Below are 20,091 nucleotides of genomic sequence, written 5' to 3'. Positions count from 1 at the left end.
CAGGTAAGCACCTGCTTTTTAATTTATTTAGATTCTGCTTTTAAAACTAGCTTTGGATCAGCATGTTCTGTAACTGAGTCCTTTGTAACAACGACCTTATCAACATCATCGCGACTAGGTACTTCATACATAATATTTTCCATTACACTTTCAATAATTGAGCGTAACCCACGAGCACCAGTATCACGATCAATTGCTAGCTTAGCCATTGCCTTCAAGGCACCATCTTCGAAATCTAATTGCACACCATCTAATTCAAGCAATTTTTGATATTGCTTAACAAGCGCGTTCTTAGGTTCAGTAAGTACCCGAACTAAATCAGCTTCAGTCAATTTATTCAAGGCAGTGAGAATTGGCAAACGACCAATAAATTCAGGAATTAACCCAAACTTAAGTAGGTCTTCTGTAATAACGTGTTGCATAATATCATTATCATCCATATCAGCTAACTCATTATCATCAGTTCCAAACCCAATGGTTTTCTTTCCTAACCGATCTTTAACGATATTTTCAATTCCATCAAACGCCCCACCAACAATGAACAAAATGTTAGTAGTATCCACTTGAATGAATTTTTGTTGTGGATTCTTGCGGCCGCCTTCAGGTGGAACGTTAGCAACGGTTCCTTCTAGGATCTTCAATAGCGATTGTTGAACCCCTTCACCTGAAACATCACGAGTAATTGAAACGTTTTCAGACTTCTTAGCAATCTTATCAATTTCATCAATGTAGATAATTCCCTTTTGGGCTCTTTCCACATCAAAATCAGCATTTTGTAATAGCTTGAGTAAGATATTTTCAACGTCTTCACCTACATACCCAGCTTGAGTTAACGTCGTTGCATCTGCAATCGCAAATGGAACGTTCAAAATTCGAGCTAGGGTTTGGGCTAAGTAAGTTTTCCCTGAACCAGTTGGTCCAATCATTGCAATATTACTCTTTTGTAATTCAGTATCGCCAGGCTTATTAGTAGCCATGCTCTTAATCCGCTTATAATGGTTGTAAACAGCCACTGACAGCGTCTTTTTAGCTTCATTTTGGCCAATTACATATTGGTTAAGCTTATCAACAATTTCAGCTGGGGTCAGTGACTTAATTTCACCGCCACGTGATTCTTGAGCTAATTCTTCATCAACAATTTGTTTACACAGATCAATACATTCATTACAAATATAAACACCAGGTCCAGCAACAATCTTTTGAACTTGATCCTGTGATTTCCCGCAGAAGGAACAGATTACTGGTCCTTTATCATCATCTTCAAACAAATGTATGCACCTCACATTTTCGTTTTATAAACTTCAGTTCCAACACTATAGCATAAATTACATCGTAGTTAAAACGATTAGCTTATAATAAAAAACCAGCTAGCCTAGATGCCAACTGGTTTTTTATCAAGAAATATTATTCTTCGCTATCGCTTTTCTTGCTAGCAGGCTTATCTTGCTTTGCACTATCAGTAATTAACTTAACAGCACTTTGAATTGCAATATCATGCTTGAGCATATCTTCTGATAAAGCACTCTTAATTGCGTCTTCCTTCATGCCGTATTGTTTAGCTAAAGTAGCAATTTCTTCTTTAACTTCGTCATCTGTTGGTTTGATGTTTTCAGATTCAACAATTGCTTCAAGAACAAGGTTAGTCTTTACACGACGACTAGCGCCATCAGCAAATTGCTTCTTAAGATCTTCCTTGCTTGTCCCAGTAAGTTGGAAGTACATTTGTGCATTAATTCCTTGTTGTTGCATATTTGCAAGGTATTGATCCATTTGGCGTTCAGTGTCTTCATCGATCATTGCTTGAGGAATTTCCTTAACTTCAGCATTATCAACAGCACCACTGATTGCTTCATCTTCAATGTTGTTCTTTGCTTCAGTTTCCTTTTCTTCCTTAAGTTGATCCTTTACCTTATCCTTTAATTCATCAAGACTATCAACATCTTCATCAACATCCTTGGCGAATTCATCATCAAGTTTTGGTAATTGCTTTTCCTTTACTTCATGAATCTTAACCTTGAAAGTAGCCTTCTTGCCTTCTAGTTCCTTTGCTTGGTAATTTTCAGGGAAGGTAACATCAACATCGATTTCATCACCAGCTTTGTGACCAACTAATTGATCTTCAAAGTTATCAATAAATGAGTGTGAACCTAATTCTAATGAGTAGTTGTTAGCTTGACCACCATCAAATGGCTTACCATCAACGTAACCATCAAAATCAATAATTACAGTGTCGCCTTCTGCAGCTGGCTTATCATCTTTAAGAACCAATTCAGCTTGTGATTGACGCTTCTTTTCGATTGCTGCATCAATATCCTTTTTGTATACCCGAGTATTTTGTTTTTCAACAGAAATGCCCTTGTATTCACCAAGCTTAACTTCAGGTTTTACAGTAACAACAGCCTTTAAGACCCATGGCTTACCCTTTTCAAGTGATTCTACGTTCACTTCTGGTTGAGCAACTGGTTCGATGCCAGCTTCTTCAACAGCATTACTATAAGCTTCTGGAAGTAAAATGTTTAAAGCATCTTGATATAGTGATTCTTCACCGTACATTTCGTTAAAGATTTGACGTGAAACCTTTCCCTTACGGAATCCAGGAATATTAATATTCTTTTTATTCTTTTGGAAAGCTTTATCCAAACCTTCCTTGATTTTATCAGCACCAATTTCGAAAGTTAATTCACCATCATTAGTACCTTTTTTTTCCCATTTTGCAGACATTCTTTTCCCTCCGACATGAAAAATATTTATTATTAATTTATTTGATCATAATCAAATAACTTCGTTAAACTACTAATCAATTAGATTAACTAGTCCTTAATAACTACATATGAAATTATACCATCTTAGCCAAAATCAAGCAATCAAAGCATCTAAATGATATTGATATTATTAAGATTTTCTATTAAATAAAAAAAAGGTTTGAAGCATAAAGCTTCAAACCTTTTAAATGTTATTATCTAAAAATTAGTCATCAATTTCAGAAACAACACCGGCACCAACAGTGTGACCACCTTCACGGATGGTAAACTTAGTACCTTGTTCAATGGCAACTGGCTTAGTTAAGTCCACGTGGAAAGTAACGTTATCACCAGGCATAACCATTTCAACACCGTCTTCTAGTTCGATAACACCAGTAACATCAGTGGTGTGGAAGTAGAATTGTGGACGGTAGTTTGAGAAGAATGGAGTATGACGTCCACCTTCTTCTTTACTCAAGATGTAAACTTGACCAGTAAACTTCTTGTGAGTCTTGATTGAACCTGGAGCAGCAAGAACTTGTCCACGAACAACTTGGTCACGGTCAACACCACGAAGTAATACCCCAACGTTATCTCCGGCTTCCCCTTCGTCAAGAGTCTTACGGAACATTTCAAGTCCAGTAACAGTAGACTTCAATGCTTCGTCAGTAAGACCAACGATTTCAACTGGGTCACCAACACCGATCTTACCACGGTCGATACGACCAGAAGCAACAGTACCACGACCAGTGATTGAGAATACGTCTTCAACAGGCATTAAGAATGGCTTGCTGTCATCACGTTCTGGAGTTGGAACATATTCATCAACGATGTCCATTAACTTCAAGATAACTTTTTCTTGTTCTTCGTCACCTTGTAAAGCCTTAAGAGCTGAACCACGAACAACAGGAATATCGTCACCAGGGTAATCGTATTCTGAAAGTAATTCACGAACTTCCATTTCAACCAAGTCAACTAATTCGTCATCATCAACTAAATCAGTCTTGTTTAAGAATACAACGATGTATTCAACACCAACTTGGCGAGCAAGAAGGATGTGTTCACGAGTTTGTGGCATAGGACCATCAGTTGCAGCAACAACTAAGATCGCACCATCCATTTGAGCAGCACCAGTGATCATGTTCTTGATGTAATCAGCATGTCCTGGAGCATCAACGTGAGCATAGTGACGCTTTTCAGTTTCGTATTCAACGTGGGCAGTGTTGATCGTGATACCACGTTCACGTTCTTCTGGGGCTGCATCGATATCAGCGTAATCTTCAGCCTTTGCTAAACCTCTATCAGCTAAAACCTTAGTGATAGCTGCAGTTAAAGTAGTCTTACCATGATCAATATGGCCAATAGTACCAATATTTACATGGGGTTTTGTTCTTTCATAATGTTCTTTTGCCATTAATGAAACCTCCTGTTATTTTCGAAAGACTAGTATCGCGAGATTGCGATACATCTTTTAGTATTATTATACTACATCTTCTCAAAAATACAAAGTTGTATCGCTCTCAAGAAGAATATCCTCTAATATTATATCTATTGCTCTATTATTTGTAAACACCTAAATATAAATATTTTCGACAGTTTAGATTAAATCAACTTTTGATTTAATTGTCAAGTCATTTTATTGAATCAATTATTTTAAGTAACTTAATTTGCCAATTATAAGCTATTTTTGTGTCTTCGCCACATTGATTAAGATCAATTAACTTCCCACACTGAAGTTGATAAGCAACATCAACCCAAAGTGCATAATTTTTAATAACAACGTCATTAAATGGGTATAGATAAGCTAAGAATAAATTAAAGGTCTTTATCATGTTTTCATAAACCGTTGGCGCAGTTTGTCCAAAACGGTCTTCCAGTACTTTAAAAATGCCAATGGCACTTTTAGTCTTGATCAATGGTAATAAATTTCGACAGTCTACTAAGTGAGTTTGGCCATCAATCCATTTAATTTCAATCTGCCTTGAAACGCCTAATTCACGGAACACGTCTAACAAATCAAAACGAATTGCTGGATATAAAAACGGATCAGATAATGCCCCAATTCCCCCATCAATATACTTTTTAACGGGTAAATTCATGGCATTAGTAATTATTCTTTGTTGATCAACTATCTTTTTTGCACCAATATGATATAAATCACTTACTAATTGATTAATTTCATCAGAATTACTAACTAAGGCATCGTTTACTAGCTTATCAAAGTCATTTTGTAATTCTTTCTTAAAATTAAAGTCTTTTACTGAATTAATTAATATCTGTCCCTGAATAAAATTATGGTTCAAGCCAAAAATCTTTATCATTAATTTAAAATCAGCTTGTGAGTCCTGATAATCATTAATTTTTTCTAACAAATATTCTTTTGCTTGTAAATAATCACCAGCATCGACTAAGGCATTCACTAACAATTGGTTGGCCTTTTTAGATGGATCATTTTCATAAATTTTTTTTAAATCAGAAACCGCAATCGAATAATGATGAGCATCTAAATTTTGATAGATTGTTTGCCATAATTCATCGTAGTTCAAAGTCTAATTCACTTCCTAATTTTTCTCTTTTGAATTATTAGGCTTCTTACCACCCTTATGTCCCTTATGGTGTTGATGAACTTCCATGATCACTGGTAAAATAACCGGACGCCGCTTCGTTTTATCAAATAAAAACGAACTTAATTTATCACGAACATCTTGTTTTAGATGACCCCAATCAAATTCCTTATTATCTAAATTATATTGAACAGCATCATAAACAATCTTAGAAGCCTCGTTCATAAGGGTCTTATTAGCTTTAACATAGATAAATCCACGAGAAGTTATCTTAGGTTGAGCAATCACCGTTTTCTTTTTCCGATTAATAGTAACTACGACCACAAAAATTCCATCTTCAGATAGGACTTTTCGATCTCGCAAAACAATATTTCCAATGTCTCCAACACCAATTCCATCAATCATGATATCACCAGCATCAACACTGCTTGCACGTAGCATTTTATTGCCATCATATTCTAAAACATCCCCCTTTGCAGGAATGAAAATATGATCACTTGGAAAACCAACTTCTTCAGCAACCATTGAATGTGCTTCTAGCATCCGATACTCTCCTTGAACAGGAATTAGATATTTAGGTTTCAAAATATTGAGCATGAATTGAAGATCCTCTTGACTAGCATCCCCAGACGATTTGATGTCATCTGAAATCATTTTAACCTCTGCGTTTGCTCTATAGATCATGTCACGAGTTCTAGCTACATTTGTTTCCATTGCTGGAGCTGGAGTCGTCGCGATTAATACTAAATCGCCCTCCCTAACACTAATTGGATTATCAACTGAATTCTTACTAGTCATTCTTTGAAGGGCCTTAATTGGTTCGCCCATCTTTCCAGTTTGTAAAATAACGACTTCAGATGGATCTAATTTTTCTAAATCAGCAACTTTAGAGATCAATAAATCATCTTTGGGGAGTGTTAACTTATCTAATTTAATTGCAGTATTAACAATCTTTTCTAAATTTTGATTAGTAAGAAATACCTTGCGTTCACTTTTAGCCGCTGCGTTAAATACTTGTTGAATTCGTAAAATATTATAAGCTGCACAAGCAACGATGATACGGTTATCATGATATTCAAAGGCATCATCAATGTAATTAGCGATCTTACGTTCATTCGTTCCTGGATTAGGATTTTCAGCATTAGAAGAATCACTCAATAAAGCTAAAACACCACTTCTACCAATATCACCAAGTGCTGCATAATCAGTTTGGTAACCATTGGATGCGGTTTGATCAAACTTAAAATCACCAGTATAGACAATTTTTCCATATTTCGTATCTAATACGATTCCCATTGACTCAGGGATTGAATGGGTAGTCTTGAAAAATGTAACTGTAACGTCATCAAATAGAATTTCACTATCTTCATTAACTACGTTAAAATTATTGAATTTCTTACTTTCTTTATTATCACTAACTAATAACTTAGCAAGTTCAATTGTTAGTTCTGATCCAAAAACAGGAACATTAAATTCGGATAAAAAGTAAGGAAGTGCACCAATTGCATCCGCATGTCCGTGGGTTAAAAATACCCCTACGATTCGATCTTTGTTTTCTCTTAAATAAGTTATATCTGGAATCACAAAGTCGATCCCTAACATTTCGTTTTCTGGGTACTTAAGCCCACAGTCTAAAATATAAATACCGTCATTAATGTCAACGGCATATAAATTTTCGCCATCTTCCCTTACTCCACCAAGTGGAATAATTTTAACCTTTTCCTTCATAGAGTTCACCTCAAAAATATTTTCTTTTATTTACGTTCATAATATCTATGAATTATTTTATCATACTTTAAAACCGAACGTATTATTATGTACAAAAAAAGGGTGTGCTGCAAATAGCAGCCCACCCTTTTTAACAGTATTAACGACGTAGGCCAAGACTGTTAATTAGTTCACGATAACGTTGTACATCCTTGTTACGTAAGTAAGCAATAAGATTACGACGGTGACCAATTTTCTTCATTAATCCACGTTGTGAATGAAAATCCTTCTTGTGTTCCTTCATGTGGTTGTTAATTTCATTAATATCAGCAGTTAAAACAGCGATTTGTACTTCTGCTGAACCAGTGTCACCTTCGTGACGAGCGTACTTCTTGATAATTTCATTTTTATGTGCTTGTGTAAGAGCCATAAAAAATCCCACCTTTCATTGTATATAAACACCTATAACTGAGTAATCACTAGTGAGAAAGTGGAAAACTAAGTCTAGGTTAAAAACTTTTTACTAATTAATCATACTAGATAATTGAATATTAAACAACCCCATTTTAGTCATTTTTTTATGGTAACACTGATTTAAGCAAATACTATTGCAATTAAGATAATGAGTCTGTATAATAAAAAAGTGTTGAATTATGGACATTACTTCGTATTTGGAGGTGAAATCATGCCAGTAATCAAATCCGCTATCAAGCGTGTTAAGACTAATGAAAAAGCAGAAAAACAAAACATTGTACAAAAAAGTGCAATGAGAAATGCTATCAAGAAATTCGAAAAAGCTCAAGCAGCTGGTTCTGATAATCTTGAAGAAACTTTCAAGGCTGCCATTAGCAAGATTGACCACGTTAAATCAAAAGGTTTAATCAAAGCTAATAAAGCTAGCCGTGACAAGTCACGTCTTACTAGACTTTTCAATAAGTAATAAAAAAGCTCAGCTCATGACTGGGTTTTTTTATTACCAAAAAGATTCCATTAGTAAATTGCTAATGGAATCTTTTTTTATGCAAATTTAAGCATGAACATTTCAAATAGTAATTCTGGAGACTCACTGGTACTCTTTAATTGTCTCTCAATATCAGTTAATCCTAAAAAAGCCCGTTTTAGATCTTTAAATTGATAGTTCCTAATGATCTGTAAAGCCAGTTTAACCCGATATGGATGAACCTTTAACTCACTAGCCAATTTACCTTGACTATAACCATAATTTTTAAGAATCATTATCTGAAGTAATAATCGAAATTGACTCAATAGGACTGCATTAATTTGAATTGCAGACTGTCCTTCGACTAATAACTCTTGATACAGTGAAACTGCATTAGTAGTCTGCCGCTTCAAAACCATGTCAACCAATGTAAATATGTTTTGATTTAAAGTCTTGGTAACCAAATTTTTAACAGCTTGACTAGTAATCAACTTATCTTTTTGACAATAGATCATTAGTTTTGAAATATCGATCATAATAGCAGATAACTGACCATCAGTTCTTTGCATTAGTTGATCCATTACATGCGAATCGATTCGATATCCATGTTGTTGCAAAAAATTACCAACATACCTTTTGGTCTCAAATTCATTAATCGCTTGAAGGTCAACACAAACAGCCTGTTTTTTCAACTGTTTGACAACTTTTTTTCGCGAATCTAGTTTTTCATAAGGAGCAATAAATACCAAAATGGTTGAAGAAAGTGGATCATTGATGTATTTTAACAATTCGTCTGTGTCATGATCTATTTTATTTTTATTTTTCTCACCCGTTAAAAAAATAGGGTTATTAATTATGACCATTCTATTCTCACCAAAGAACGGCGCAGACATTGCATCATTCATTGCATCAGCAAGCGGTGTCGTCTCCATATCATAAATAGCGAGATTCATCGTCCGATCATCCTTTGGAATCAAATTGATAAATTGTTTTTTTAATTGCTCCATTAGATATTCTTGTTTTCCAGTAATTAAATAAATGGGGGCTAAATTTCCTTGCTTTATTTGATTACTTGCTTCATAAAAATTCATCAAATCACCTTTTCATGTACGTTTCAAAATGTCCATAATCAAACCCACCAAAGCGGTAGGCAATCATCCCATCCGTTTGTGTGTTATAGATTTTAATTTTTCTTTGCTGTAATTGATTAACTACCTCTGAATGGGGGTGGCCATAGCGATTTTTTCTCCCTGCAGATATAATGACCAATTTCGGCTGAATTTGATTTAAAAATTCAATTGCAGTAGATGTCTTACTTCCATGATGGCCCGCCTTTAAGATATCTGCTCTTAGATTTGGATACTTGTTAATTATCTTTTTTTCACCGTCTTGGTCTAAATCACCAGTAAATAACCAGTTTAAGTTATTAATTCTGCTGCCAATAACTAATGAATCCTCATTTGCTCCCATCCCACTTGTGAATGGATGGTAGATCTGCAATGAATGATTATCAAAAGTGTCCCCATCCTTTGCCAGCATTAGGTTAGTGTTATTCATTTTACCATTCAGTTTATCCATAAAATTTTTATTATTTTGCATCCCAATTGGAATAATTAGATTGTCAATTTTCATTTTACTTAAAAATGCGGGTAAATCTCCACTATGATCAGCATCTTGATGGGTGATAAATAAATTATTAATCCTATCAATTCCAATACTTTTTAGATAGTTAATGGATGTTTTTTCGGCATTAAACTTAGTTTGTACAGCTTGCTTACCAAACATCAATCGTCCCCCAGTATCAATTAAGTCTACAGAACGATTAAATGGTTTACGAATCAAAAAACTATCTCCCTGCCCCACATCAAAATAAACCACTTCCCCATTAATTGGGAAATGAATTAATAAAAAAGATACCCCATAAGTAACAATTAATATCGACCACCATTTACGAGAAGCATTCCCCAATAATACTACTGTAAACAAAAATAATAAAGCTGCTAATAAAATTGGCGGCTTCCCGAATAAAATATTACCAGGCAAATTACCAATCCAATTAATAATGCCATCAAACAGCGCCAAAAAATTAGCAATCCAAAAAGCAACCATGGGGACAACCGTAAAACATAGCATCCCGATAATCACGATTGGAAAAATGATTATTGAAAATAATGGCAAAATAAATAAGTTAGCAAAGAAAGTTAAAAAATGCCACTCGTACACATGAAAGATTACAAATGGAATGCTCAGCATGTTCATTAAAATAGTTTGTTTAAAAAAGCCAAATTTATTAGTAAAAATCAATCCAAATGACAATGCATAGCTCAATTGACTACCGAATTGGATTAGCATTCTAGGAGCTAAAATTAAGTTAATGATAAGAGCAATGCTCCAAATATCTAATCCGCCCAGCTTAAAACTAAAGAATTTAGTGATCAGCCCTGCTTCTACCATTAAAATTGCCCTTAATAAACCCACAGATGAACCAGAAAATATAAAATAAAGCGGCAACACTAACATAATCAGTAGTTGATAGTGATCCCTACGAAACCTTAAATAAATCAAAATCCGTTCAATCATGCTAATAAAATAATAGACGTGTAAACCTGAAATACTAAATAAATGTATCAAACCTAGCTGCTTAATTCCAGTTATCTCGTCATAAACCTCAGAATTCATTTCACCAATAATCAAACTTAATACATATAGATTCAATGGTTTGGGAAGTTGATTAGCGTAATTAATTAATCCTACTCTAAAACTATGAACTGTATCAACTAAGCTAAACCCATCAGACTTACGAATATCAATGATTGACTTAATTTTAATTGAATTACTGATTCCTTGAACTGAATAATAGCGTTTAGCATCAAATTGATTTTGATTCGTTGCCGAATCGAGATCCTTGATCTCCGCTTTAACATTCATCAATAATGGTTTATCCATCTCGATTAAACTCGGGATAGGTGAATTTGAACTTAATGTTCCTGAAAATAAAACCGGTTGATTACTACCAACAATGACTGCTTTTCCATGATAATAATCTGGTAATATATTGAAATCGTCAGGTTGCACTTTCAAAATAAGTTGTTGTTCATTGACAGGTAAAAGCCTATTTTTATCAAGTTGTTTGATGTTAATAACGCAGAGTAAGGTAAAAATAATCCCCGTAACTATAGCAAAGGCAAAGAAAAATGGCTTCTTTAAAAAAAAGATGCGGATTAAAATAAAGATTAAAATTGCCAGTCCTAAAAATAGATTGCCAAAAAAAATAACACTAATCGCAACCCATAGAATGGCAATAAACACAATGTTATTTCTTAAAATTTAATTATCAGATAAATAGGTATCAAAAGGTAATTGTTCTAAAGTTTGCTTAGGTATCTTCACTTGCTGCAATCCAATCTGCTTTAGTTTCAATAGATGCATTGCATATGGATCATTATTGTAATTTCTTAAATAATTAATTTTTACGATTCCCGCTTGTAATAACATTTTAGTACATTGAAGGCATGGAAAATCCGTAACATAAATTTCTGCACCATCTGTTGATTCACCAAATTTAGCACACTGCAAAATGGCGTTCATTTCAGCATGAATAGTTCTAAGACAGTGCCCATCAACCATGTAACATCCCTCATCAGTACAATGAGCATCACCTGCAACGGAGCCATTATAGCCACCTGCAATAATGCGTTTATCACGAACTAAGCTAGCCCCTACAGACAAACGATTACAAGTACTTCGTGTTGACATTAACACGGCTTGTAGCATAAAGTACTGGTCCCATGGAATCCTATTTTCAGTCATTCGAGTTAATCCCCCTGTTAGTTGAAGTTAAACAGTAATGTTTTCTTTTATATTTTCAAACATTTTATCACCAATTCCATCGGCGTTCTTAATATCTTCAATCGATTTAAAACCACCGTTTTGTTGACGATAATTAATAATATTTTCGGCTTTTTTATCGCCAATACCACTTATTGTTTGTAGTTGCACCTTATCAGCAGTATTAATATTAATTTTACCATTACTATTACCCGAATTACTAATTGAATCTGTAGAACTCACCTGATCATTAGCTAATGATTTTGATTTTTCAAGATGGACATTGCCCTTAATTTCACCCTTTAACGGAATATAAACTACCTGTTGATCATTTAAGCGCTGTGCCAAATTAACGTTTTGATGGTCAGCCGACTTACTAAAACCACCTGCTAAATCAACTAATTCAGATACCCTGGTCTCAGACTCCACCTTATAAATACCTGGATGTTTTATTGCTCCCTTTATATCAACAATAATTTTACCGCCTGGAGATATTGAAGACTCACTAGTAACTGAATTGCCACTAAATTGAGAACTACTATTCATTGCACTTCCACTAATCATTTCTGATTGCCCGATTTGATTAATATTATCGTTGCTATTTTTGAAATAATTACCACTTAAAAGCATAAAAGCTAAAATAAGCAAAATTACTAAACCAGATAAAATAATTTGATAACGATAAGTATCGATTAATTCCTTAATCCTATCCATCTGCTACCCTCCTATCTAGCTATAAATACGTAAAAAGATCCAATAAATACGTGATTTATTGGATCTTTTTATTATTTAAGCTTATCCAGTGCATTCTGAAATGAAGTAACTGGCAAAACTTTCATATCTGGTGCGTAGCGTTTAGCAGTCTTAACTGCCAGTTCATAATTAGTTAAATGATTAGGTTCTAACGCTCTAATTGCCTTGGTTGGCTTTACATACGGTGCCAAGAAAATAGTTGCACCTTCCCTTTTAGCAGCAATGATTTTTTTATCAATGCCCCCAATTTCACCAACGGTCCCATCAGAATTGATCGTTCCAGTACCAGCAATTTTACGTCCTTTTCTAATGTTTTCACCAGTTAATTGACTATAAATTTGCAGTGAGAACATTAAGCCCCCTGAAGGTCCGCCAATTTGTCCCGGATCAACTTTAATCGGAATTTTGGTTTTAACCCTTAAGTCATCAGTTAATGTAATCCCAATCCCTGGTTGATTACTGTTTGGCAACTTAGTTAATGGTGCCGTTGCTTCTTTATACTTAGAGTTATGATAAAAGCCAATCTTTAATTTAGAACCAACTTTTTGCTTCCGAATATAATTTTGATAACCTAGTGCAGAATTAAAATGATGCCCGTTGACCCTAACGATAGTATCACCAACATGAATAACGTTCTTAAATTTAGAAGTATTTAAGACATCAATGATATAAATGCCTCGATAATCCTTAGTTACATTCTTGTGGGCAGCACGATAAGCAGTATAAATGGCCTCATTAATAGCACTTTTCATGTAAAAATCTTGTAATCGATCGTATGTAGCATTATCCTGACCACCAGTTACATCTTCGACGCTCTCAATCGAATAGTAAGGATTTAACTTCGCATAAACATAGGAAGCTGGAGTAGCTTGCGCAATTCCAACTGAGGTCAACATAAATTTTCCACTATAATGATCTGGGTGGTTTTTTATATTCACGATTGATTTTAAATTATCAGCACCACCTGGCCCTTCAATATATTTTGGCAATGGTAGTAAAAAGAAAATTGCGACTATAATTAATCCTAATATCGGTAAGCCGAATTTTAAATAACGATGTTTATTTTTCATTTAATTCCCACTTTTCATTAATTAAATCTGCAACTGGTTTTGGAACATAACGATTAACTGATTTTTTAAAATGACATAATTCCCTTACCCTTGAAGAAGATAACGCTTCAAACTCAGGATTAGTGGGAATTAATAATGTCTGAACCTTATTATTTAAGCGATGATTAAAGTCAGCCAATGATTTCTCTGCATCAAAATCAATTGAATTCCGAACTCCCCTAATAATCACATTCGCGTTGATTTCATCCATTAAATCGACAATCAACCCATCGGTAATCAATACTGAAACATTACTTAAATCAGCTGTGGATAGTTCTATCAAATGAAGACGATCATTATTTGATAACCAGGGTTGCTTCTTACTATTAATGCCAATCACAACTACTAATTTATCAAAGAGCGCACTGGCCCTTCTAATAATATCTAAATGTCCATTGGTAAGCGGATCAAAGCTTCCAGGAAAAACTGCCTTAGTCAAATTTAATCACCCATTTCATATTTATAGATTGAAATAACGGTCAAGCCGTATTCTTTTTGTCGAACTAAACGATAATTTTGAACATCATCAACTAAATTTGTGTGATTATCAGTTTCACAAATTACAAATGCATCCTTAGCTAATATTTTTAGCTCATTAAGCGTTGATAAATCACTTAACATCTGTTCTTCTTTGTAAGGCGGATCTAAAAAGACAATGTCAAACTGTTGACCACTCGATGCCAGACGGTTCAAAGCATTTTCAGCGCTACTTTTTATCACCGTAAAACGATTGGGTTCCTTAGTCATCTTAATGTTTTCATTAATCGTTTTAATTGCAGCATATTGTTTATCAACTAATGTCGCATTATCAAAACCACGTGATACCGCCTCAATTGCAACACCACCAGAACCAGCAAATAAGTCTAAAAAACTACCACCATTAAAATATGGACCGATTATGTTAAATAACGATTCTTTGACCTTATCAGTTGTTGGGCGAGTCAGACGGCCTGGGACTGCTTTTAAAGGCCGTTTACCATATTTACCTGAAATTACTCTCACAATTAACCATCCTTATTCATCATCATCATCTAAACTTTGATTATTAGCAAAACTGGTTGATAAATTAACCAATGGGGACTTTTCAACGCTTCTAACGATTTTTAATTTTTCCAACTGGGCAATTTTTTCATCAACGTCACTTGCATCTACATAAACAATTGCATAATGCATTCTTTTTGAAACATAGTCTAAAATTCCGTATTTTTTCAAGAAACGAGATTGTTTTACAGAATAAACATAGATAATTAATCCTATTCGATCCTTAATTTCCAAACCTAATAATCACCCTTCAATTTTATTTTTAAAATTACTTTCTTTATAACTAATTTTTAAAATTAGCCCCAAGCAAATGCACAGTGTAATCATACTGGAACCTCCATAACTAATAAATGGAAAGGTAACCCCTGTAATTGGTAAAATCCCTAATACTCCACCAACGTTAAAGTAAGTTTGCACAACCATATAAGCTGCGACTCCATAGCAAATTAATGTATCATAGCCACTTCTAGCCTTAATTCCAATAAATATAATTCTTAAAATTAGAAATGCTAATAAACTCATAATAATAAATACACCAATTAAGCCAAGCTCTTCGGAAATAATTGCCATGATAAAATCAGTATTAGGTTCAGGCAAATAACCAGTCTTTTGAATACTATTCCCGATTCCTCTACCAAAAATACCACCATTACTAATTGCATAATAAGAATTAACTAACTGTTGCCCAACCCCATTGGCATGCTTGAACGGGTTGGCAAAAGCAACGATTCTTTGTAACATGTAATTACTCTTCATTATCCCAGATGATTGTAGTGGCCCATAAGCCGCAAAATACAATCCCGTAAACGCAAGTGTAAAAAGGATTAGTAAACTTCTAAACGATCGTTTATAACTAACCCCAGATGCATAAGTCATCACAATTACAATTGTAGCATTAATTAACATTCCACCTAAGTCGGGTAAAAATAGAATTGCAAATAAATTGGCACCCGTTATGATATAGGTTTTTATATGATTCATCGCAAACGTTGACCAATTTTTAAAAACGTACATTCGATTTTGATCATTACTTAAAACCTCAGCAAATAGTAGAATAAAAAATAGTTTTACAAATTCAGCCGGTTGAATTCCAAAACCAAAGAAATTTAGCCACCCTGGAGAACCATTAATTGCCTTTCCAAAAAAATGCAAACCAGCAAACAAAAAGATAAAACCGATTCCAATTAATTTTAACAACCCTTGATCTCTTAAAATCTTAAGATTCTGAAAAAAGGCAAAATAAATCATTAAAATCCCAAATAAAACATAGCCAATCTGCTTAATTAAATAACTTGTTGCAGTTCCACCATTTTGCATTCCAATATTTGAGCTTGCTGAATAAACCATTATAATTCCTAGTACGCTTAAAATCGCAAATGGCACTAGTAAAAAATAATCTAAATTCTTAGGTATTCTTTTAATTTTTAACTTCATTTAAAATCAGACTCCACCGTATCAATAATTGGTTTAATTATATCACACATCATAATTTGCATTCACCGTGAACAAAAAGAACGAAGAAAATAATTTCTTCGTTCTTTTAAGAATAGCTATATTAATTTTTATCCGTGACGAGCAACCTTAGCTTCTTTTTCACGTTGTTTAGTATTCAAAGTTTTCTTACGAAGACGGACAAAGTGAGGTGTTACTTCACAAAGTTCATCATCATTTAAGAATTCCAATGATTCTTCAAGAGTTAAGTGTTCTGGTTCCTTAATCTTAGCCATATCGTCAGATCCAGAAGCACGAACGTTGGTTAACTTCTTACCCTTAGTGATATTAACAGAAATGTCATTATCACGGCTGTTTTTACCAACAATCATTCCTTCGTATACTTCAACCCCTGGGTTAGTGAAAATCGTACCACGACTTTCAATCCCCATGATAGCGTAAGTAGTAGTCTTACCTTGGTTAATTGAAACTAGCGCACCGTTCTTACGACCTGGGTTCCATTTCTTAATTACTGGAAGATACTTTTCAAAACTGTGGTTCATAATTCCATAACCACGAGTAATTGATAAGAATTCAGTTGGGTAACCGATTAATCCACGTGAAGGTACTAAGAATGTCAAACGTTGTTGACCATTCCCAGTGTTTTCCATGTTTTCCATGGTTCCCTTCCGTTGTGACAAGGTATCGATAATTGAACCAGAATATTCTTCTGGAGTATCGATTTGAACAGATTCAAATGGTTCACACTTTTCACCATCAATATCACGAAGAATAACCTTTGGACGGGATACTTGTAATTCGTAGCCTTCACGTCTAAGGGTTTCAACTAAAATTGATAAATGAAGTTCACCACGACCTGAAACAGTCCATGAACCTGGTTCACCGGTGTCTTCAACCCGAAGTGACACATCAGTATGCAATTCACGTTGAAGTCTTTCAAATAATTGACGAGCAGTAACAAATTCCCCATCCTTACCAACGAATGGTGAAGTGTTAGAACCAAATGTCATTTGAAGGGTTGGTTCGTCAATTCTCAATACTGGAAGTGGTTCTTGGTTAGATGGGTCAACAACGGTTTCACCAACATTAATATCTTCCATTCCTGAAACAGCGATCAAGTCACCAGCTTCAGCTTCATCAATATCAACCTTAGCTAAACCAAGGAATCCCATTAACTTAGTAACTCGGAAGTTTTGCGTAGTTCCATCAAGTTTCATAACAGTAACGTTATCCCCAACCTTGATCTTACCACGGAAGACCCGACCAATTCCGATTCGACCCAAGAAATCATCATAATCAAGCATGGCAACTTGGAATTGTAATGGTTCATCTGAGTTATCGATTGGCGCTGGAATCGTCTTAATGATAGTATCAAAGACTGGCTTCATTGTGTGTTCTTGGGAATCAAGATCATCACTGTAGCTTGAAGTTCCATTCATAGCGGAAGCATACAGAACTGGGAATTCAAGTTGATCTTCATCAGCACCTAATTCAATAAATAAATCAAGCACTTCGTCAACTACTTCTGCAGGACGAGCTCCTTCACGGTCAACCTTGTTAATAACAACGATTGGCGTTAAATGTTGTTCAAGTGCCTTTTTCAAAACGAAACGAGTTTGTGGCATAGTTCCTTCAAATGCATCAACAACTAAAAGAACACCATCAACCATTCGCATGATACGTTCAACTTCACCACCGAAATCGGCATGTCCTGGAGTATCCAAGATATTAATTTGCTTATCACCGTATTTAACGGCAGTATTCTTAGAAAGGATCGTGATTCCACGTTCCTTTTCAATATCATTAGTATCCATGGCACGATCGCCAATTTCTGTGTGTTGGTCCAATGTATCGGATTGTTTTAGCAATTCGTTAACTAAAGTAGTTTTACCGTGGTCAACGTGGGCAATAATAGCGATATTGCGAATGTTGTCTCTTGTTTTCAAGTTATTCCTTCCCTTCACACTAATTAAAATTAGTATTATACAAGATATCCATAATCCTATTCAGTATAATACAAAACCCCTTTTTAAAAAAGGTAATTTGCATTAATCCATAACAAAAGCTGTAACATAATTTGTCACAGCAGAATAGCATTATCTTAAATTATCATTATTTATAGTAACTTAAAATTATAAACTAGTCAAAGCATAGCCCTATATTTTAAACATTTTTCTATCGGAAGCCCGAGCAGCCTTAACGCATTTAAAGATGTTGTAACCAGAGTTATGTTCAAATTCACGTTCAATCGTTCTTTGTTCACCCTTAGCAGGAACGATCTTTTGAAAATTAGTATATGCAGTGAGCAATTTTTGACAATCGGCCCCTTGATTGAGTTCATATGCATCTTCAACTAGTTGATATAGCTTAAATACCTGGGTTAATTCATCACGACTCCAGTCTTCAAACATTGGATACTGGTAATTTGGTTTCATTTTTAAGACCCCTTATTTATATTATTACTAAAAAAGAAAATGTGATAAAATTAAGTGTAAAGAATTTGGAGGGAATTAATTTGTTCTTAATGAAAGATATTGTAAGAGACGGCGATCCCGTCCTAAGAAAACAAGCTCAAAAAGTTAAATTTCCATTAAGTGATTCTGATCAACAATTAGCTAAGGATTTAATGGAATACTTAGAGATCAGTCAAAACGAGGAACTTTGTAAGAAATATCATCTTCGAGCTGGTGTTGGCCTGGCAGCTCCTCAGGTAGGCGTTAGTGAAATGATGGCATCGGTTCTTGTTCCAAACGAAGAAGATCCAGACCATCCTATTTTTAAGGATGTTATCATTAATCCAATTATCGTTTCAAACGCTGTTCAAAGATGTGCGCTTACTGAAGGCGAAGGTTGCTTATCCGTTGATAAGGACATCCCTGGCTACGTTCCACGCTCCGCTAGAATTACACTTAAATACCAAGATGTAAACGGAACTGAACATCAAGTTAGGCTCAAAAACTATCCAGCCATTGTTTGCCAACATGAAATCGACCATCTTCATGGAACTTTATTCTATGACCATATTGACGGGGAGAACCCATTTTCACGCTCAGACGATGAAATTTTCATTGGATAATAAACTGGACGTTGCATTAGCAGCGTCTTTTTTTATTCAGTTAAGCGCTCGATATCATTAATATATTCGCTAGTTGATTGGTTAACAATGTATGCCAGCTCAATGTGGACAAAATTATCATACTGCCATAAGTCTGTAATTTTAATTTGAGAATCATCAATGGCCGTATTTAAATTTCTGCGTTCAAATAGGCTCGTTAATCCTTGCTTTAAAAATGACAATTTATCGTTAACATTATGTTTATCAGAATCCAGTTTATATTCAAAAACTTGAATGCCACGTCCCCAGACATCAGATAACACCTTAGAATGAATGATTTTCAAATTATATTCATTATTACCAAGCTGGGTTAAAAAATCAGTTAAAATTTTTTGACAGTGTTTTTCGGATTTTAATTGTGCTTTTTTGGTTGGATTAACAACGAAAATCCAATGGACTAAGTTATAAACAATGATCGCAATAATAATTCCTAAAAAAGCTTCCCAAAACAATCCTTGATCAACTCCTCTGACTTAATTATTAATTTATTTTAACACGCAATCAATTATATGTAGCTATACTATACTTATTATTTCGAATATGCTAAAATTAGGATAATTTAGTGCTTATAGCACGCGAACGATACAAAAAAGTTTACATAAAATTAAAAAGGAGATTATTAAGTATGATTTTTAAAGTTTTATATCAAGACTCTATCAAACGTACTCCTAGAAGAGAAACTACTAAGAGTATGTATGTTGAGGCTGGTACTGAAGTCGAAGCCAGATCAATGGTTGAATCTATTAAAGATTACAACATCGAATACGTCGAACCACTAGAGGGTAACCATCTTGAATATGAAAAGAAGAGCCCTGATTTTAAAATTACGGAGTTTAAATAA

At 34.4% G+C, this 20,091-nt stretch carries 21 protein-coding genes; 3 read left to right on the top strand and 18 right to left on the bottom strand.

The genetic code is table 11. The features are described 5' to 3' along the window. Window positions 1-23 precede the first annotated feature (23 nt). The 6 genes from clpX to rpsO all read right to left on the bottom strand — a co-directional run bounded on the left by clpX (window position 24) and on the right by rpsO (window position 7,442). Window positions 24-1,268, bottom strand: coding sequence for an ATP-dependent Clp protease ATP-binding subunit ClpX (gene clpX / locus ACSVI6_RS03775; protein ID WP_491716145.1), 1,245 nt, complete (start codon window positions 1,266-1,268; stop codon window positions 24-26). A 136-nt stretch (window positions 1,269-1,404) separates the two neighbouring features. Then, complete coding sequence (tig, locus tag ACSVI6_RS03770; RefSeq protein WP_491716144.1) at window positions 1,405-2,721, bottom strand: trigger factor; 1,317 nt, start codon at window positions 2,719-2,721, stop codon at window positions 1,405-1,407. Between the two features lie 246 nt (window positions 2,722-2,967). Further along, window positions 2,968-4,155, bottom strand: coding sequence for an elongation factor Tu (gene tuf, locus ACSVI6_RS03765; protein ID WP_491716143.1), 1,188 nt, complete (start codon window positions 4,153-4,155; stop codon window positions 2,968-2,970). Window positions 4,156-4,372: 217 nt separating this feature from the next. Continuing rightward, window positions 4,373-5,287 (bottom strand): hypothetical protein, encoded by a 915-nt coding sequence (locus tag ACSVI6_RS03760; protein WP_491716142.1) that lies wholly within the window; start codon window positions 5,285-5,287, stop codon window positions 4,373-4,375. 15 nt (window positions 5,288-5,302) lie between these two features. Then, a complete protein-coding gene (locus tag ACSVI6_RS03755; RefSeq protein ID WP_491716141.1) occupies window positions 5,303-7,033 on the bottom strand; it encodes a ribonuclease J in 1,731 nt (576 codons plus the stop codon). Between the two features lie 139 nt (window positions 7,034-7,172). Further along, a complete protein-coding gene (rpsO, locus tag ACSVI6_RS03750) occupies window positions 7,173-7,442 on the bottom strand; it encodes a 30S ribosomal protein S15 (protein WP_491716140.1) in 270 nt (89 codons plus the stop codon). 255 nt (window positions 7,443-7,697) lie between these two features. Between rpsO and rpsT the strand changes: the two genes are divergently transcribed. Further along, window positions 7,698-7,952: a 30S ribosomal protein S20 gene (rpsT, locus tag ACSVI6_RS03745; RefSeq protein WP_491716139.1), complete on the top strand. Its 255-nt coding sequence runs from the start codon at window positions 7,698-7,700 to the stop codon at window positions 7,950-7,952. Between the two features lie 77 nt (window positions 7,953-8,029). Here rpsT and holA read toward each other — a convergent pair whose 3' ends face one another. The 11 genes from holA to ACSVI6_RS03690 form a co-directional block, all read right to left on the bottom strand. After that, window positions 8,030-9,043 carry a DNA polymerase III subunit delta gene (holA, locus tag ACSVI6_RS03740; protein WP_491720082.1) on the bottom strand — a complete coding sequence of 338 codons (1,014 nt, stop codon included), beginning with the start codon at window positions 9,041-9,043 and terminating at the stop codon, window positions 8,030-8,032. A 4-nt stretch (window positions 9,044-9,047) separates the two neighbouring features. Continuing rightward, on the bottom strand, window positions 9,048-11,261 hold the full coding sequence (locus ACSVI6_RS03735) for a DNA internalization-related competence protein ComEC/Rec2 (protein WP_491720081.1): 2,214 nt from the start codon (window positions 11,259-11,261) through the stop codon (window positions 9,048-9,050). Window positions 11,262-11,279: 18 nt separating this feature from the next. Further along, the gene (locus ACSVI6_RS03730; RefSeq protein WP_491716136.1) at window positions 11,280-11,762 is read right to left on the bottom strand and encodes a ComE operon protein 2; all 483 of its coding nucleotides are present in this window, start codon (window positions 11,760-11,762) and stop codon (window positions 11,280-11,282) included. A 27-nt stretch (window positions 11,763-11,789) separates the two neighbouring features. Next, on the bottom strand, window positions 11,790-12,494 hold the full coding sequence (locus tag ACSVI6_RS03725) for a helix-hairpin-helix domain-containing protein (RefSeq protein ID WP_491716135.1): 705 nt from the start codon (window positions 12,492-12,494) through the stop codon (window positions 11,790-11,792). Between the two features lie 71 nt (window positions 12,495-12,565). Beyond that, complete coding sequence (locus ACSVI6_RS03720) at window positions 12,566-13,603, bottom strand: SepM family pheromone-processing serine protease (protein ID WP_491720481.1); 1,038 nt, start codon at window positions 13,601-13,603, stop codon at window positions 12,566-12,568. Next, window positions 13,593-14,081 (bottom strand): pantetheine-phosphate adenylyltransferase, encoded by a 489-nt coding sequence (gene coaD, locus ACSVI6_RS03715; RefSeq protein WP_491720480.1) that lies wholly within the window; start codon window positions 14,079-14,081, stop codon window positions 13,593-13,595. Before coaD ends, ACSVI6_RS03720 begins: the two co-directional genes overlap by 11 nt. 2 nt (window positions 14,082-14,083) lie before the next feature. After that, window positions 14,084-14,644 carry a 16S rRNA (guanine(966)-N(2))-methyltransferase RsmD gene (rsmD, locus tag ACSVI6_RS03710; protein ID WP_491716132.1) on the bottom strand — a complete coding sequence of 187 codons (561 nt, stop codon included), beginning with the start codon at window positions 14,642-14,644 and terminating at the stop codon, window positions 14,084-14,086. A gap of 12 nt (window positions 14,645-14,656) precedes the next feature. Next, complete coding sequence (locus ACSVI6_RS03705) at window positions 14,657-14,917, bottom strand: YlbG family protein (protein ID WP_491716131.1); 261 nt, start codon at window positions 14,915-14,917, stop codon at window positions 14,657-14,659. 9 nt (window positions 14,918-14,926) lie between these two features. After that, window positions 14,927-16,117: an FtsW/RodA/SpoVE family cell cycle protein gene (locus tag ACSVI6_RS03700; protein WP_491716130.1), complete on the bottom strand. Its 1,191-nt coding sequence runs from the start codon at window positions 16,115-16,117 to the stop codon at window positions 14,927-14,929. 128 nt (window positions 16,118-16,245) lie between these two features. Further along, on the bottom strand, window positions 16,246-18,081 hold the full coding sequence (gene typA, locus ACSVI6_RS03695; protein ID WP_491716129.1) for a translational GTPase TypA: 1,836 nt from the start codon (window positions 18,079-18,081) through the stop codon (window positions 16,246-16,248). 210 nt (window positions 18,082-18,291) lie between these two features. After that, the gene (locus ACSVI6_RS03690) at window positions 18,292-18,570 is read right to left on the bottom strand and encodes a UPF0223 family protein (RefSeq protein WP_491716128.1); all 279 of its coding nucleotides are present in this window, start codon (window positions 18,568-18,570) and stop codon (window positions 18,292-18,294) included. 80 nt (window positions 18,571-18,650) lie between these two features. On the opposite strand from ACSVI6_RS03690, the gene def reads away from it, so the two are divergent. After that, the gene (gene def / locus ACSVI6_RS03685) at window positions 18,651-19,211 is read left to right on the top strand and encodes a peptide deformylase (RefSeq protein WP_491716127.1); all 561 of its coding nucleotides are present in this window, start codon (window positions 18,651-18,653) and stop codon (window positions 19,209-19,211) included. 32 nt (window positions 19,212-19,243) lie between these two features. On the opposite strand, the gene ACSVI6_RS03680 is transcribed toward def, so the two are convergent. Next, window positions 19,244-19,702: a hypothetical protein gene (locus ACSVI6_RS03680; protein ID WP_491720079.1), complete on the bottom strand. Its 459-nt coding sequence runs from the start codon at window positions 19,700-19,702 to the stop codon at window positions 19,244-19,246. A 173-nt stretch (window positions 19,703-19,875) separates the two neighbouring features. Between ACSVI6_RS03680 and ACSVI6_RS03675 the strand changes: the two genes are divergently transcribed. Beyond that, a complete protein-coding gene (locus tag ACSVI6_RS03675) occupies window positions 19,876-20,091 on the top strand; it encodes a DNA-directed RNA polymerase subunit epsilon (protein ID WP_491716125.1) in 216 nt (71 codons plus the stop codon).

The sequence above is a fragment of the Nicoliella sp. ESL1106 genome (genome assembly GCF_058509965.1).
Note: the sequence above shows the minus strand (reverse complement) of the source record. Positions and strands in the feature narration are given on the sequence as shown.

What these genes read in the sequence shown, in the direction of transcription:
- ACSVI6_RS03730 (WP_491716136.1), bottom strand. Translation starts at nt 11,762, where the DNA reads ATGACTGAAAATAGGATTCCATGGGACCAGTACTTTATGCTACAAGCC.
- rpsO (WP_491716140.1), bottom strand. Translation starts at nt 7,442, where the DNA reads ATGGCTCTTACACAAGCACATAAAAATGAAATTATCAAGAAGTACGCT.
- ACSVI6_RS03700 (WP_491716130.1), bottom strand. Translation starts at nt 16,117, where the DNA reads ATGAAGTTAAAAATTAAAAGAATACCTAAGAATTTAGATTATTTTTTA.
- ACSVI6_RS03755 (WP_491716141.1), bottom strand. Translation starts at nt 7,033, where the DNA reads ATGAAGGAAAAGGTTAAAATTATTCCACTTGGTGGAGTAAGGGAAGAT.
- ACSVI6_RS03720 (WP_491720481.1), bottom strand. Translation starts at nt 13,603, where the DNA reads ATGAAAAATAAACATCGTTATTTAAAATTCGGCTTACCGATATTAGGA.
- rpsT (WP_491716139.1), top strand. Translation starts at nt 7,698, where the DNA reads ATGCCAGTAATCAAATCCGCTATCAAGCGTGTTAAGACTAATGAAAAA.
- ACSVI6_RS03675 (WP_491716125.1), top strand. Translation starts at nt 19,876, where the DNA reads ATGATTTTTAAAGTTTTATATCAAGACTCTATCAAACGTACTCCTAGA.
- ACSVI6_RS03690 (WP_491716128.1), bottom strand. Translation starts at nt 18,570, where the DNA reads ATGAAACCAAATTACCAGTATCCAATGTTTGAAGACTGGAGTCGTGAT.
- tig (WP_491716144.1), bottom strand. Translation starts at nt 2,721, where the DNA reads ATGTCTGCAAAATGGGAAAAAAAAGGTACTAATGATGGTGAATTAACT.
- tuf (WP_491716143.1), bottom strand. Translation starts at nt 4,155, where the DNA reads ATGGCAAAAGAACATTATGAAAGAACAAAACCCCATGTAAATATTGGT.
- holA (WP_491720082.1), bottom strand. Translation starts at nt 9,043, where the DNA reads ATGAATTTTTATGAAGCAAGTAATCAAATAAAGCAAGGAAATTTAGCC.
- ACSVI6_RS03725 (WP_491716135.1), bottom strand. Translation starts at nt 12,494, where the DNA reads ATGGATAGGATTAAGGAATTAATCGATACTTATCGTTATCAAATTATT.